This window comes from Nocardia panacis, from assembly GCF_003598715.1.
Lineage (GTDB): Bacteria > Actinomycetota > Actinomycetes > Mycobacteriales > Mycobacteriaceae > Nocardia > Nocardia panacis.
The window spans coordinates 433,557-447,655 of record NZ_QZFU01000041.1; the positions used below are offsets into that span (position 1 = coordinate 433,557).

Below are 14,099 nucleotides of genomic sequence, written 5' to 3' on the forward strand. Positions count from 1 at the left end.
CCCCTGGGAAGCACCATGTCCATCAATACTTTATCCACCACCGAGACGCTGACCGCCGAGCGACGCAAAGCCGTCATCGCCGCCTGCATCGGCAACTTCCTGGAGTGGTACGAGTTCGTCCTCTACGGCTACTTCGCCGCCATCTTCGCCACCCTCTACTTCGACGACCGCGACCCGGCGGTGGCGCTCATGGTCACCTTCCTCGTCTTCGGCATCAGCTTCATCGTGCGCCCGCTCGGTGGTGTCCTGTTCGGCTACATCGGTGACCGCTACGGACGCAAGGTGACGCTGTCCGCGATCATCCTCACCATCTCCTGCGCCACCGCGCTGATGGCCGTGATCCCGGCCTACGCGAGCATCGGCGTCGCCGCGCCAATGCTCATCCTGCTCCTGCGCTGCCTGCAAGGTCTTTCGGCAGGCGGCGAGTGGATGGGGGCCGCCGCCTACGTCGTCGAATCCGCACCCGCGCACCGCCGCGCCTTCTACGGCAGTTGGCAGACCATCACCATCTGCCTCGGCATGTTCGCCGCAGGCGCGGCCTCGCTCGTCCTGACCGAGGTGCTCAGCGCGGACGCACTGCAATCGTGGGGTTGGCGGATCCCGTTCCTGCTCGCATTCCCCTTGGGACTCATCGGTTTATACATGCGGCTCAAGCTCGAGGAGTCGGCGGAATTCACCGCGATGACCGAATCCGGCCCCAGGGAGTCCTCGCCGCTGACCCGCACCCTGCGCGCGGACTGGCGCTCGATCCTGCTGGTGTGCGGGCTGGTCTGCTCGCCGACCATGTGCACCTACGTCCTGCTGGTCTTCGGCCCCACCTTCTTCGCCAAAAACCTTGGGATGCCCGCTGGTTCGGCGCGAGCCGCCGGTTTGACCGCGATGCTGATCCTGGTTGTCCTGGTGGTGATCTTCGCCCGCGTCTGCGATCGGGTGGGCAGGCGACCGTTCGTGATGTGGGGCGCGGCCTGGGTCGTCATCGCGGCGCCGATCGGATTCGTGCTGATCCACCAGCGCAACTACCCGATGGTCGTCATCGGCACCACCCTGGTGCTCATCGGCCAGGCCATGATGCTCGCCCCGCAACCCGCGCTGTTCTGCGAGCTGTTCCCGACCGCGCGCCGCTACAGCGGACTCGCCGTCGGATACAACCTCGGCGTCGTCCTTTTCGGCGGACTCGGACCGCTGGCCGCGACCGCCCTCATCGCCTACACCGGATCGACCTACGCGCCCGCCTGGTATCTGAGTTTCGGCGCGGTCATCAGCTTCGCCGCCGCCCTGGTCACCCCGGAAACGCTCGGCGTCAGCCTGCGCACCGGGCGCCGCGAACCCGCTGTCGTGCCTGCCTGATTCGTCGAGATCGAAGGAGTTCGCTGTGAGATCGTTCAATCCTGCGGGTGTGGCCGCACCCATCGGCAAGTTCAGCCATGTGACGGTTGTGCCCGCGGGTCGTGACCTCGCCTTCATCTCCGGGCAGATCGGTGCGGACGCGTCGGGGAAACTGGTTGGTGACAATACCTTCGACCAGACCATCGCGACATTCGCCAACTTGGAGAAGATCATTCACGAGCTCGGCTGCGTGCCGGGCGATATCGCCAAGATGCTGACCCTGGTCGTCGGCGCCGAGGGGTTCGTCGAATTCGCCCGTGCCCGCGACATCGTCTTCGCCCGTTGGTTTCCCGACAGCCGCTACCCCGCGCATTCCGCGGCGACTGTCGCCGCCTTGGCGTCGCCGGGCCTGCTGGTCGAGATCGAAGCCGTTGTCGCGGTGCCGCGATGACGCCTGCGGAATTCCGTGCACTGTTTCCCGCGCTGGAGCGCCGGGTGTGGCTCGACACCCCCGGAGCTCCGCCCGGCGCCCAACCGGTGCTGGAGGCCCTTCGCACCACCGTCGACGAGTGGGCCGCAGGGGATTTCGCCTGGGCGGAGTGGGACCAGGCGGCGGATCTGGCCCGCCTCGAATTCGCCGCCTACGCAGGCGTTCCCGCAGATCACGTCAGTAGTCTGGGGTCGCTGTCCGAGGCGCTGTCGACGGTGCTGTCGGCCTTCGACGGCGGCACCGTCGTGGTGGCGGCCGATGAGTTCCGCAGCGTCTTGTTTCCGGTATTGGGTCGTGGTCGGACCTCCGGCATCACCGTGCGGGTTGTCGAACGGACACCCGGAGCGACCCGGACCGAAGATCTGCTGCGAGCCATCGATGAGTCGACCGTCCTCGTCGCGGCAAGCGAGGTCATCACGCGGGACGGCGAGCGCGTGGATCTCGAAACACTAACTGCCGCAGCCCATTCAGTGGGGGCGCGGATGTTTGCCAACCTCACCCAGACCATGGGCGTACTCCACCGGGACCTGTCCACGCTCACCGCCGACTACAAGGCCGCGCACGGATACAAATGGATGCTGTGCCCGCGCGGCGCGGCCTGGCTCGTCGCCGACCCCGCCACCCTCGCCGCGCCCCCACTGGCACCCAGCTGGAAAACCAGCGGCCCACCCGAACAATTCTTCGGCGGCGCCTACCGGGAAGCGTCAAACGCCACCCGCTGGAACACCTCACCGGCCTGGTTCTCCTGGATCGGCGCCCGCGCCGCCCTGAACCTGCTTGCCCAACTCCCACCCACCGTCGAAATCCACTGCCTCGATCTCGCCCAACAGTTCTGCACCCACGCCACCCAACTCGGTTTCGCACCGCGCGGCACCGGATCCCACATCGTCACCGTGGACCCGCCACCGGGCGTGACGATCACGCCCGAACTACTCGCCGAGCATCGAATCAAGGCCACCACGAACGATGGCGGTCTGCGCGTGGGCTTCCACTATTTCAACAACAGCGCCGACGTCGATGCGATCCTGAATGTTTTGCGCCGCGCCCAGTCCGCCTGACCGTCCTTGCGGGACGGACCGCCTGCGCTGGTGCACGAATCATCCGCTGCGTACCATAGGTTTTCGTGGCTTGACCGAAGCCGTCCTCGAAAAATACTCGTACCAAGGGCATTTCGGCCACTTCTAGTGTCCCCAGCTTTGACGATAGGCTGCTGCTACCGACTAGAGTCCGCTTCATGACACGTATTCGACTCAATGGACCTGTTCTGCTTGCCGCATCCGCTGCTCTCGTGTTCGGCCCCGTCGTTGGCTCAGCCAACGCGCAAGGTTCACTGCAAGCTCCGCAGGTGACCTTCACGGGCACCGCGCCCGGAACCGTGACCGCCACCCTGCACAACCCCAACAGCACCGGCCAATGCTGGGCGGAAGCCGGAATCGGCCCGGAGCGGAACCACCGGTTCTTCGCCGACGGTGCCCCCGGCTCGTTGGCGGACCCCGGTCAGACCGTGACCACCAAACTGGAGGGGCTTGAATCGGGCTCCACCATCACCGCCAGGGGCGGTTGCTCGGACAACACCGCCACCGGCGGAATACCGATGAGTGAAACGGTGACAGTGCAGGTTCCCTGACGCACATCTCTGCGACGCGAAGTGCCGGACGCGATTCCCGTCGATAGCCGGACGGGAGAGCGTGCAGTCGCATCGGAACTCGGCACGAGTACGTGAAAAGCCTGATCCGGGAAGGGATCTCGGGTCAGGCCACGTGCCGGCGCCAGGGAACCTCGATGTCGTCGCCGACGACATCATCCTCACCGGCGATGAATCGCGAACTTGCCCTTCGGGTGCGGCATGCACTCGGGGACCGACTGGCAGGGCGTCCGCGATGCGGTGCAGCAATTCGTCGACGCGCGCCTGTCGGCGGTGCGGGTATCGACGCGCTGCGGGGCGAAATCGACGGCCTCGGTATGTACGCGCCACTCGCCGGCCCAACGTTTGAGCGCGACTGGATCCCCGGGGCAAACGCGCTCAGGGCTGGATATTCTCCAGGTCTTCGAGCAAGCGTGGGTGCTCGGGCCGCCAACCGAGCGTCCGCTGCGTGTAGGCACTCGACGAGGGTTGGTCGGTGGCGAAGATGGCGCCGAGTGGACCGAAACCCTCCTGCGGCACCGATTTCACGGGAAGGTCGAGCCTGCGACCGATGACCTCCGCCATATCGACCACGGCGACGCCCTCCTCGTCCACGGCGTGCCACACGGTCCCGGCAGGCGCCTTCTCCAGCGCCAACCGGAAGAGCGCCGCTGCGTCGAGCGCATGTACGGCGGGCCAGCGTTGGGCGCCGTCGCCCGGATAGCCCGATACCCCGGTGCGGCGGGCGATCTCGGTCAGCAGACCGGCGAATCCGCCCTTGCCCTGGTTGTGCACGGTGCGCGGCATGCGCACCACCGCGCTCCGCACACCGCGTGACGCCAACTCCAGCACCGATGTCACCGAGCGGGCGCGACCGCCGAACAGTCCTTCGGTCGGGGCCGGATCGGCCTCGGTGGACACCCGACCGGGCACCGGGGGAGTGCCCGCGACCACGATGAGCGGGCGGTCGCTGTCGACGAGTTCCGCGCCCAGCGCTGCCAGCACGGCACCCTCCTCGGTGATGGCGGCCGCGAGCGCGTCGGGGTTGTCGAAGTCGTGGCCGAAGGCCAGGTTGATCACACCCTCGGCCCGCGCGGCACCCGCGCGGAGGACCGACAGGTCGGCAAGGGTGCCGCGAATAGGCTCGGCGCCCGCTGCGGCGAGGGACGATGCGGACGCATCGGAGCGGGCGAGCGCAAGGACGGTGTGACCGTTGTCGAGCAGTTCGGCAACGACCGCCGAACCGATCAAACCGCTACCGCCGGTGAGGAAGACGTGCATGGCATCACCCTTCACTAGTGATGGGACTCTTATCCCGTCACCGTAGCATCGTGACGGCACTCTTGTCCCATCACCTAGGATGACCCCATGGCTCGATGGAGACCCGGCGCACGGGAACGGCTCGTCCTGGCCGCGGTAGACCTGTTCGCGGAGCAGGGATACGACACGACAACGGTCGCGCAGATCGCCGAACGCGCGGGTGTCACGAAAAGCACCTTCTTTCGGTACTTCTCCGATAAACGCGAAATCCTGTGCGCCGGACAGCAGGCATTGAGCCAGTTGCTGACCGAAGGCATCGCCGAGGCGCCCGAGAACGCCACCCCCCTCGAAGCCGTCGCCGCGGGTCTCGAACGCGCCGCGAGCGCCATGGGTCCGATGAACCGCGAACTGGCCCCCCGCCTGAAGGCCGCGATCGATGCCAATACCGAACTCCAAGAGCGCGATGCCCTCAAACGGGTGGGCCTCGCGGCGGCCATGACCGAGGCGCTGCGTGCCCGCGGCGTGCCGGACGCCCCCGCACTGCTCGCGAGCGAACTGGGCGTCCTCGCCTTCAAACAGGGCTACGCCCAATGGCTACAAGCCCAGCCCGACACCCTGCTGGCCCCATACACCCTGGCAGCGCTCGAAGACCTTCGAGCAACAGGCCGATCTCTCGCCTGATCAGAGATCGATAGGCGATCGGCCGACTGACCGGAAGGTTATCCGGCGGTTTCGGGTAGGTCGGATAGTCCGAGGCGCAGATGTTCGCTGTGGTAGACGGCCTCGTCGAGGAGTTGGGCGACGTGGTTGTCGTAGAGGCTGTAGATGATGGATCGGCCGGTGCGGGTGCCGACGACCAGGCCGAGGTTGCGCAGCAGGCGCAGTTGGTGGGAGACGGCGGATTGTTCCATGCCGACGGCGTCGGCCAGATCGGTGACCGGGCGTGGTCCGTGGCGTAATTCGGTGAGGATCAGCAGCCGGCTCGGGGTCGCCAATGCCTGCAGGGTGGTGGCGACGTGGGCGGCGGATTCGGCGTCCAGCCGCGCGGCGGGGCGATCGCGGCCCTCGATTCCGTGTCCCATACCGGCACAGCCTACCGCAATTCGTATGCATGAAGACGTGTTCATATTTTCTGATATGGTGGCCTCGAATGGAGGTGACCTGTGGTCGCGCCGACCGCCGCATCAACCCGCCCCGTCCCGGCTACCGCCGGGGTGCCTGCCCGTCGCACGAAGCTCTTCGCCCTGCCTGAAATGCATTGGGCAGCTTTGGCTTTGGGTCTATTCCTACTGGGCCTGGCAGTGCAGCTCGCGGAGGGGCCGCACTGGATCCGGTGGGTCTTGTATCTGGCCTGCTACGCGGCGGGCGGCTGGGAGCCCGGATTGGCGGGCCTGCGAGCGCTGCGCGAGAAAACCCTGGATGTGGATCTGCTGATGGTGGTGGCCGCGATCGGCGCGGCCGCGATCGGGCAGCTCACCGATGGTGCGTTGCTGATCGTCATCTTCGCCACCTCCGGCGCGCTGGAGGCGCTCGCGACCGCGCGCACCGAGGACTCGGTGCGCGGACTGCTGGACCTGGCCCCGGAGACCGCGACTCGCATCGATGCCGACGGGCGCGAGCAGACGATCAAAGCCGCCGACGTCGAGGTCGGCGACGAACTGGTGGTGCGCCCCGGTGCGCGAATTCCGGCCGACGCCACGGTGATCGGCGGCGCGAGCGAGGTCGATCAGGCCACCATCACCGGCGAACCGCTGCCGGTGGACAAGAACGCCGGTGACGAAGTGTTCGCCGGGACGCTCAACGGGACCGGCGCGCTGCGGCTGCGCGTGGATCGCCGCGCCGAGGACTCGGTGGTGGCGCGAATCGCGAACCTGGTCGAAGAGGCGAGCCGGAGCAAGGCCCGCACCCAGTTGTTCATCGAGAAGGTCGAACAGCGCTATTCGCTGGGTATGGTCGCGTGCACGCTCGCGGTGTTCATTGTGCCGCTGCTGCTGGGTGATCCGCTGCGACGGGCGCTGTTGCGGGCGATGACGTTCATGATCGTCGCCTCCCCATGCGCGGTGGTGCTGGCGACCATGCCGCCGCTGCTGGCGGCGATCGCCAATGCGGGCCGCCACGGCGTGCTCGTCAAATCCGCTGTCGTGATGGAACAACTGGGCGCCCTCACCCGCATCGCCTTCGACAAGACCGGCACGCTGACTCGCGGCACCCCCGAACTCGCCGAAATCCACAGCCTGGACCCGCGTTTCGGCGAGGACGAACTGCTGCGGCTTGCCGCGGCCGCCGAACATCCCAGCGAGCATCCACTCGCCGCGGCGATCGTGCGGGCCGCAGGTGCCCGCAGCTTGGCTCTGCCGGTCGTCGACGAATTCACCGCCCATCCGGGGCGCGGAGTCTCCGCACGAGTCGGCGACCGGTTCATCGGTGTCGGCTCCCCGGCCACGCTACTGACCGAGCGCACCACCTCCGCGGTGATCGATCGATTGCAGGGGCATGGCTACACCGCCGTCGTGATCACCTGTGAGAACGCGCCGGTCGGCGTTCTGGGAATCAGTGACCAAATCCGCCGGGAAGCCCCGGCCGCCGTAGCCGCCGCTCACCGTGTGACCGGCCGGGTCCCGGTGCTGCTGACCGGAGACAACCAGGCCACCGCGCTGCGGCTCGCCGAACAGGTCGGCATCGCCGACGTGCGGGCGGAGCTGCTGCCCGATGACAAGGTCACCGCCGTGCGAGCCTTGCAAGCCGACGGCGCCAAGGTCGCGATGGTCGGCGACGGCATCAATGACGCCCCCGCACTCGCCGCCGCCCACACCGGTATCGCGATGGGCGGCGCCGGATCCGATCTGACGCTGCAGACCGCTGACGCGGTCGTCGTCCGCGACGACCTCACCACCATCCCCACCGTGATCGCGCTGTCCCGGCAGGCACGCCGCGTGGTGGTCGCCAACCTGAGCATCGCCGCCACCTTCATCGGCATCCTCGTTATCTGGGACCTGATCGGCACGCTGCCGCTACCACTCGGCGTGGCCGGGCACGAAGGCTCCACCGTCATCGTCGGACTCAACGGGCTGCGTCTGCTGCGCGCGACCGTTTGGCGCCGCGCCGCCCGACACGGCTGATCCGCGCGACTCCGATCCGCTGGACGACATCACCTGCTCGTCTCGGGTCGAGCCCGGTTCGCGTGGCTCGCCTCCGCAAGGATCGGCGGCAGCGAGGCGGACAAGCGCCGGCAGGATGGGCGCGACGAACCCGGTGCGCCGACAGCTAGGAGATTTCAATGGATCGAGTCCCGGCGTCCCGAATCGACTACGGCGACAACGGTTTTCATTGCCTGGATGGTGTGCCGTTCACCGGGGTCGCGTGCACCGAGAAGGACGGGATCATCAGGTCCGAGGTGACCTACCGGGAGGGGTTGCGGTCGGGGCCGACAAAGGAGTGGTACCCGTCGGGGCAGCCCATGGTGGACTCGACTTTCGCGCGCGGGGTGCTGCACGGTCGGGCTCGGGAGTGGCACGCGAGCGGGCAACTCGCGGAGGACGGCGAGTACGAGTACGGCATCGCGCTGTGGGAGAAGCAGTGGGATGAGAACGGTGTCCTCGAAGACAGCTACACACTTACCGAATCCGACTCCGACCACCAAACGCTGCTTCATTTGCGGACGCTCTACGACAGAACGTCGTGACCATGCCGCAGAGGACCTGACCTGCGTCGCGGCTCGGGGCACACGGTCCGAGCGCATTCCTGTTCGAGGCGATGGTGCCGGAAACCTGTTCGGCCACACCGAAATCGCCGGCGGGGTGCGGTCGGGGCCGTGACCGCGCCGGTATGCCCGGTGCCATTCGGGCATCGAATTGCACTGTGGCTCAACGACACCGGTCCGGATAGGCGACATCCCATCAAGCCTCCGTGCTAGTTTCGTCGAGTGGACGGGAGGGAAGCCGCTGGTTCCCGGCGGATGCCGCTGTACTGGAATTCCTCGAGGTGGCGGCGATTGTGGGATGTGTACCTCATCGGGGGGTGCGCGAATGCCGCGCTCGTGGTGATGCTGCTCGATCGCTACAGTCCGGGCAACCGCGTCGGCGCGGCTGCCGCCATGGCGGGCATAGCCATCTGGTATTTGGTGTTCGGGCATGCCTTTCTGGAGGCCCGCGCGTTTGGTCCGCGCGCCTGGCTGTTCTCCGGCGGACTCATCGGGCTGTATGTCCTGGGGCTCTATTTCGCGCCGGGAGCGGTCGCGGTGCAGCCCATGGTCTATCCGCTGCTGTTCATGACACTGCCACTGACCGGTGCGGTAGTCGCCGCACTGCTGGTGAACGTGCTACCGATCATCCTCGGACTGATCGAGCACGGTCCGCATTCGCCGCTGCTGCCGATCGCCATCGCCATCTCCTTGGTGGCGTTGGTCATGAGTCCGATCATCGGTGTGTCCATGGTGTGGATCGGCACCCAGAGCGGGGAGCAGGCAGCGCTACTCGACGAGTTGGCGGCGAGCCGGGAGGAGGTGGCCAGATTGTCCCGTGCCGCGGGTACGGCGGCTGAACGTGCCCGGCTGGCGCGAGAGATTCACGATACGTTGGCGCAGGGACTGGCAGGCATCGTGGCATTGGCGCAGACGATCGAGTTCGCCCTGGAACCCGAAACCTCCGGGCAGTCACCGGAGCCGAGACTCGTGACCGCCGGTCGGCAGGCCACGATGATCCGCCGCACCGCGCAGGAGAATCTGCGGGAGGCCAGGGCCATGGTCACCGAACTCACGCCAACCGCGTTGGTCCGCGGTTCGCTGGTGGAATCCATTCGGCGCCACTGCGGGCGTGTCACCGACGAAACCTCGATCGCGGTAACCGTCACGGCCGCACCGGAATTGCCGGAGTTGCCGATGGCGGTCGAGGTGGTGCTGCTGCGGGCTACCCAGGAGGCGTTGGCGAATATCCGCAAGCACTCCAACGCCACCGATGTCCGAGTCGAATTGTCCTGTGTCGCCGATGTCATTCGACTTACGGTGACGGACAACGGAATCGGATTCGCCCCGGAGCAGCGGCACCGGGGATACGGTCTGTCGGGTATGCGCGAGCGGGTGGCCCAGATCGGCGGGTCCGTAGTGGTGGCGAGCCGACCCGGTGCGGGCTGTTCGGTTTGTCTGGAGGTGCCGGTGTGATCACCGTGATGTTGGTGGACGATCATCCGATGGTCCGCGAGGGCCTACGCAGCATGCTCGACACCGATGCCGACATATCCGTTGTGGCGGAGGCAGGTTCGGGTGAGGAGGCACTGGCGTCGATCGCTGCCGTGCGACCCGACGTGGTGCTGATGGACCTGCGCATGCCCGGTCTCGACGGTGCTACTACCACCGAGCGGATCCTGGGACTGTTTCCCGGTGTCAAGATCGTCGTTGTGACCACCTACGAGACCGATTCCGACATCCTGCGAGCGGTGGAATCGGGCGCGGTGGGCTACCTGTTGAAGGGCGCGACGCGTGCCGAGTTGACCAGGGCGGTGCGGTCGGCGGCTCGCGGCGAGACGGTGTTGGCTCCGTCGGTCGCGGGCCGCCTGTTCCAGCACGCGCGCAAACCCATTCAGACGGTGCTGTCCGCCCGTGAGCTGGAGGTGCTCGCGTGCGTCGCCCGCGGCATGACGAATCAGGAGATCGGTAGCGCACTGCGAATCAGCGAGGCGACCGTGAAAACCCATCTGTCGCGTGCCTTCGCCAAGCTGGACGTCTCCGACCGCACCGCAGCCGTCACAACCGCGATCGCACGGGGGCTGCTGACCGGAATCCATCCCACACCCCGGTCAACGGGCGCCTGAGAGTGGATGCGCCCCAGCGGATCACGCGGCGACCGCCCGATAGCTGCGAGACGACGAGCAGGTCGATCGTGCTCTTGCGAGCAACCGCGTCCAGCAGAGTGGGCAGCCCCCAGCACCGGTGTCGACGGATTCCGCTGTCGCCCAATACGATCAGGTCCGCCTCGGCCTCGCAGGCCGCCGCCAGCAGTGCCTTGTCCGGGGAAGTGGCGATCGCACAGCGCGTCACATTCCGCACCGCGCGCACGGCCTCCCGCTCACTCGCCTGACGCACGAGTTCCTCCGCCGGTGCGCCCCCGTGAATGAGGTAGGCATCCCGCTTGAGAATGTCGTCCAGCGCGGCCGGCTGCCTGCCGGCGAGGTAACCGGTGACGAGCACCAGTCGCGCATCGTTCTCGGCCGCGATCAAGGCGGCGGCATCGACCGCCAGATTCGACGCGGCAGACCCGTTGACCCCGACGACGATTGTGCGAATGTGCTTCAAAATCGTTGTCATGCATCAATATTCGTGGCTCCAAGGCGTCGGCCACGACGTCCGTGCGATTGAATTCCGCTGTCGGTCGAACGGACGACAGAGTGTCGCCGATCCGGCGTCGGTATCGAACTGAACGCTTCTCGGCACCGATCGGCTGTGACCCGCCGGCGAAAATTTCTAGACCGGTCTGTCTAGTATTTTCTAGACCGGTCTGTATAGTATTCGGATATGGGACGGAAAACAGATACGCGTGAACGGGTGCTCGATACCGCGGCCGAGTTGTTTCAGACGCAGGGCTACAGCGGTACCGGCCTGAATACTGTGCTCGCACGCAGCGGCGCACCGAAGGGGTCGCTGTATTTCCATTTCCCCGAGGGCAAGACGCAGTTGGCCGTGGAGGCGATCGCGCGGTCGAGTCACGGTGTGGAGGAACGGATTTCCGCGGTCCTCGCCACTGCGGCCGGTGCCGAGGAGGCGGTGGTCGCGCTGGGGGAGTTCTTCGCTGCCGGTCTGGAGGAATCGGAGTATCGCAAGGGCTGCCCGGTGGCGACCGTCGCGTTGGAAGCCGCCGACGACGACGATATTCGCGCGGCGTGCGCGAGCGCGTACCGATCCTGGCAGGAGATGATCGCCGAGGCGCTGTGCCGGTGGGATATCGATCCCGAGCGAGCCGCCGCACTGGCGAGCCTGGTGCTGTCGGCGATACAGGGAGCGCTCGTGTTGGCCCGTACCCACCGCGACGCATCCCTGGTGCGTTCGGCTGCCCGGCAGGTCGGCGTGCTTGCCCGTCCCGCTGTCGACTGATACCGCAACCGATAAAGGAAAGAACCCGATGATGAAGGTCCATCACCTCAATTGCGGCTCGCTGCGGGGCATCGACCCGCTGCCCGGCAGCGCCGATGTCGGTGCGGCGGTCGTGTGCCACTGCCTGCTGGTCGAGACCGACGACCACGGGCTGGTGCTGGTCGAGACCGGTATCGGCAGCGGGGATATCGCCGATCCCGACACTGTGCTCGGCGCGGAATGGTCCGCTTTCGCCCAACCGGCGCTGCGGCCGGAAGAGACTGCGCGCAGGCAGATCACGCGGATGGGATTCGCGCCCGAGGACGTTCGCCATATCGTGCTCACCCACCTGGACCGCGATCACGCCGGTGGGTTATCCGATTTCCCCGATGCCACGGTGCACGTCCATGCCGCCGAGCACGAGCACGCCGTGGCCGGAAAACTCGACCGCTACCGGGCTCCGCAGTTCGCCCACGCCCCGCGCTGGGCCACCTACACCCCGGACAGGGGCGGGGAATCCTGGTTCGGCTTCGACGCGGTACGCGAATTGCGCGGGCTGCCTGCCGAATTCCTGCTCATCCCACTCGCCGGTCACTCACCCGGTCACGTCGGCGTCGCGGTCGATACCGGCGCGGGCTGGCTGCTGCACGCCGGAGACTCGTACTTCCATCACGACGAGGTCCACGCTCCGGCGCCGAGGTCGCATCCGCTGATGGATGTCATCCAACTCGGCGCCGAGGTCGACCGCGATCACCGCCTCGGCAACCAGGCCCGCCTGCGCGAGTTGATTCGCCTGCACGGCGACGAGATCGAGGTCTTCTCCGCCCACGACCCGTGGGAATTCCAGCGCCTGGCCGCGCACGACTGAACCTCCCTGCTGCCCGTGACAAGAGGCGGCCACGCCGCTCATGTCACGGGCACGCCGGTCGACCTCGCCGCGCCCGATCATTCATCGCCGACGTGCTGTCCATCCCGCCGTCGCGTCCTGTCGGATATCGAATTGTGGTGCCCGCGAAACACTTTCGATCCTATTCGGTCGACCGATCACCTCGCCCGAACCTTCTGGAGTTCATCCCGATGACTACCACCTATCCCCGCGCGAGTACATCGCGACGAAACACCCCCGAACCAGCAAGACCGCGGTCGCACTGGTCCGCGACGACCGCACTGGCGCTGACATCCACGGTCGCCATTGTCCCGATCTTCGCACTCGGCGCCATGGCCACCCGCATCCAACCCGATCTCGGACTCACCCGCACCGATATCGGGCTGGCCATCAGTGCCTTCTACGCCACCGCCGCGCTGGGTTCCCCGCTCGCCAAACGCATCGCGGCCCGCTTACCGCCGCCTGCCGTGCTGGCGGTGTCCGCGATCAGCGCCGCTGCGGCGGCAGCGGTGATCGCCACGGCCCACACCTTCGCGACCCTGCTCGCCGCGCTCGTCATCGCCGGATTCACCAATGGCCTGATCCAGCCGGTTGCTGGACGAGTCCTCATCGCCCGCGTGCCCGTCCGCCGGCACTCGCTTGTGGCCGGGATCGTCGGATCCGCGCTCGGCGCAGCCGCTTTCATCCCCGGCGTGCTGGTCACCTACGTCGTCGACCCCTACGGTTGGCGACCGGCGATGGCCGCGCTGTCGCTACTCGCGCTCACAGCGGCCTGCCTCGCCCCGCTGGCAGGCACGAATGTACTGCACGGCAACAACTTCCCGACTCCCATTGCCGCTCCGCCGCGGGCTGTACCCGAAACGGCCGTTCGGCGGGTGCTGGCGCTGTGGGCCGCGGCCGCCGCGCTCTCGGCCATCGGCAGCAATGCCATCGCCGCGTATTTCATCCAGATCGGCCACCACACAGGTCTTTCCACCGGGCTCGCCGGAAAGTTGTTGTCGGCCTGCGCGGTCGCCGCCATCGCGACACGCATTCTCCTCGGCGTGGTCACCGACCGGGCGCCGCACCGCAATGCCATCGTGGTCGCCTGCCTCATGGGCGCCGGAGCCTGCGGCCTTGTTCTCATCGCCACCGGTGGAACGATCGGATTCATCGTGGGGGCGGTGCTCGCCTTCTCCATCGGTTCCGGCTGGACTGCTCTGCTGGTGGTCACAACCCTGGCCCTGGTCCCTGGCCGTGCCGAACAGGCCGGTGCCGTCGTACAGATGGGGCTTTTCAGCGGGTTCGCCGCCGGGCCATTCACCTACGGCGCCCTGTCCGCGACCCTGGGATTCGACACAGCCGCAGCGCTGGCTGCCGCTGCCGGACTGCTGGCCACCCTCTTGATGCTCCTCGGGGCACGCCACGCTCGACCAGCGCGTGCCTGACAGGTACTTGCCGGCCCGGCGGCCGC

15 protein-coding genes are annotated in these 14,099 nt (G+C 67.1%); 12 read left to right on the forward strand and 3 right to left on the reverse strand.

All coding sequences use genetic code 11. From position 1 onward, the window contains the following. Window positions 1-15 precede the first annotated feature (15 nt). From D5S18_RS30065 to D5S18_RS30080, 4 genes are all read left to right on the forward strand, one after another. Entirely contained in the window at window positions 16-1,347 is a 1,332-nt protein-coding gene (locus tag D5S18_RS30065; RefSeq protein WP_120044462.1) for an MFS transporter, read from the forward strand. A gap of 25 nt (window positions 1,348-1,372) precedes the next feature. Next, the gene (locus D5S18_RS30070) at window positions 1,373-1,777 is read left to right on the forward strand and encodes a RidA family protein (protein WP_120044463.1); all 405 of its coding nucleotides are present in this window, start codon (window positions 1,373-1,375) and stop codon (window positions 1,775-1,777) included. Further along, window positions 1,774-2,874 carry an aminotransferase class V-fold PLP-dependent enzyme gene (locus tag D5S18_RS30075; protein WP_120044464.1) on the forward strand — a complete coding sequence of 367 codons (1,101 nt, stop codon included), beginning with the start codon at window positions 1,774-1,776 and terminating at the stop codon, window positions 2,872-2,874. Before D5S18_RS30070 ends, D5S18_RS30075 begins: the two co-directional genes overlap by 4 nt. Before the next feature lie 176 nt (window positions 2,875-3,050). Continuing rightward, a complete protein-coding gene (locus D5S18_RS30080) occupies window positions 3,051-3,443 on the forward strand; it encodes a hypothetical protein (protein ID WP_147404294.1) in 393 nt (130 codons plus the stop codon). A gap of 396 nt (window positions 3,444-3,839) precedes the next feature. Here the strand turns inward: D5S18_RS30080 and D5S18_RS30085 are convergent, their stop codons facing one another. Further along, a complete protein-coding gene (locus tag D5S18_RS30085) occupies window positions 3,840-4,721 on the reverse strand; it encodes an SDR family oxidoreductase (RefSeq protein ID WP_120044545.1) in 882 nt (293 codons plus the stop codon). Window positions 4,722-4,808: 87 nt separating this feature from the next. On the opposite strand from D5S18_RS30085, the gene D5S18_RS30090 reads away from it, so the two are divergent. Continuing rightward, window positions 4,809-5,381 carry a TetR/AcrR family transcriptional regulator gene (locus tag D5S18_RS30090; protein ID WP_120044466.1) on the forward strand — a complete coding sequence of 191 codons (573 nt, stop codon included), beginning with the start codon at window positions 4,809-4,811 and terminating at the stop codon, window positions 5,379-5,381. Window positions 5,382-5,419: 38 nt separating this feature from the next. On the opposite strand, the gene D5S18_RS30095 is transcribed toward D5S18_RS30090, so the two are convergent. Continuing rightward, on the reverse strand, window positions 5,420-5,782 hold the full coding sequence (locus tag D5S18_RS30095) for an ArsR/SmtB family transcription factor (protein ID WP_120044467.1): 363 nt from the start codon (window positions 5,780-5,782) through the stop codon (window positions 5,420-5,422). 81 nt (window positions 5,783-5,863) lie between these two features. Here D5S18_RS30095 and D5S18_RS30100 point away from each other — a divergent pair, with 81 nt between their 5' ends. The 4 genes from D5S18_RS30100 to D5S18_RS30115 all read left to right on the forward strand — a co-directional run bounded on the left by D5S18_RS30100 (window position 5,864) and on the right by D5S18_RS30115 (window position 10,505). Beyond that, window positions 5,864-7,819 carry a heavy metal translocating P-type ATPase gene (locus tag D5S18_RS30100; protein ID WP_282434909.1) on the forward strand — a complete coding sequence of 652 codons (1,956 nt, stop codon included), beginning with the start codon at window positions 5,864-5,866 and terminating at the stop codon, window positions 7,817-7,819. Between the two features lie 158 nt (window positions 7,820-7,977). Then, the gene (locus D5S18_RS30105; protein WP_120044469.1) at window positions 7,978-8,382 is read left to right on the forward strand and encodes a toxin-antitoxin system YwqK family antitoxin; all 405 of its coding nucleotides are present in this window, start codon (window positions 7,978-7,980) and stop codon (window positions 8,380-8,382) included. Window positions 8,383-8,700: 318 nt separating this feature from the next. Continuing rightward, complete coding sequence (locus D5S18_RS30110; RefSeq protein WP_239004093.1) at window positions 8,701-9,855, forward strand: sensor histidine kinase; 1,155 nt, start codon at window positions 8,701-8,703, stop codon at window positions 9,853-9,855. Next, window positions 9,852-10,505, forward strand: a complete 654-nt coding sequence (locus D5S18_RS30115) for a response regulator transcription factor (RefSeq protein WP_120044471.1) — start codon at window positions 9,852-9,854, stop codon at window positions 10,503-10,505. The genes D5S18_RS30110 and D5S18_RS30115 overlap by 4 nt, the downstream gene beginning before the upstream one ends. On the opposite strand, the gene D5S18_RS30120 is transcribed toward D5S18_RS30115, so the two are convergent. Further along, complete coding sequence (locus tag D5S18_RS30120) at window positions 10,438-10,998, reverse strand: universal stress protein (RefSeq protein ID WP_120044472.1); 561 nt, start codon at window positions 10,996-10,998, stop codon at window positions 10,438-10,440. The genes D5S18_RS30115 and D5S18_RS30120 overlap by 68 nt on opposite strands. Before the next feature lie 207 nt (window positions 10,999-11,205). Between D5S18_RS30120 and D5S18_RS30125 the strand changes: the two genes are divergently transcribed. From D5S18_RS30125 to D5S18_RS30135, 3 genes are all read left to right on the forward strand, one after another. Next, window positions 11,206-11,781: a TetR/AcrR family transcriptional regulator gene (locus D5S18_RS30125; RefSeq protein ID WP_120044473.1), complete on the forward strand. Its 576-nt coding sequence runs from the start codon at window positions 11,206-11,208 to the stop codon at window positions 11,779-11,781. Window positions 11,782-11,809: 28 nt separating this feature from the next. Then, entirely contained in the window at window positions 11,810-12,628 is an 819-nt protein-coding gene (locus D5S18_RS30130) for an MBL fold metallo-hydrolase (protein WP_345789821.1), read from the forward strand. Window positions 12,629-12,837: 209 nt separating this feature from the next. Further along, window positions 12,838-14,073 carry an MFS transporter gene (locus tag D5S18_RS30135; RefSeq protein ID WP_147404298.1) on the forward strand — a complete coding sequence of 412 codons (1,236 nt, stop codon included), beginning with the start codon at window positions 12,838-12,840 and terminating at the stop codon, window positions 14,071-14,073. Window positions 14,074-14,099 lie beyond the last annotated feature (26 nt).

Coding starts and splice junctions, on each gene's coding strand:
- D5S18_RS30065 (WP_120044462.1), top strand. CDS start 16: ATGTCCATCAATACTTTATCCACCACCGAGACGCTGACCGCCGAGCGA.
- D5S18_RS30075 (WP_120044464.1), top strand. CDS start 1,774: ATGACGCCTGCGGAATTCCGTGCACTGTTTCCCGCGCTGGAGCGCCGG.
- D5S18_RS30080 (WP_147404294.1), top strand. CDS start 3,051: ATGACACGTATTCGACTCAATGGACCTGTTCTGCTTGCCGCATCCGCT.
- D5S18_RS30085 (WP_120044545.1), bottom strand. CDS start 4,721: ATGCACGTCTTCCTCACCGGCGGTAGCGGTTTGATCGGTTCGGCGGTC.
- D5S18_RS30090 (WP_120044466.1), top strand. CDS start 4,809: ATGGCTCGATGGAGACCCGGCGCACGGGAACGGCTCGTCCTGGCCGCG.
- D5S18_RS30095 (WP_120044467.1), bottom strand. CDS start 5,782: ATGGGACACGGAATCGAGGGCCGCGATCGCCCCGCCGCGCGGCTGGAC.
- D5S18_RS30105 (WP_120044469.1), top strand. CDS start 7,978: ATGGATCGAGTCCCGGCGTCCCGAATCGACTACGGCGACAACGGTTTT.
- D5S18_RS30120 (WP_120044472.1), bottom strand. CDS start 10,998: ATGACAACGATTTTGAAGCACATTCGCACAATCGTCGTCGGGGTCAAC.
- D5S18_RS30125 (WP_120044473.1), top strand. CDS start 11,206: ATGGGACGGAAAACAGATACGCGTGAACGGGTGCTCGATACCGCGGCC.
- D5S18_RS30130 (WP_345789821.1), top strand. CDS start 11,810: ATGATGAAGGTCCATCACCTCAATTGCGGCTCGCTGCGGGGCATCGAC.
- D5S18_RS30135 (WP_147404298.1), top strand. CDS start 12,838: ATGACTACCACCTATCCCCGCGCGAGTACATCGCGACGAAACACCCCC.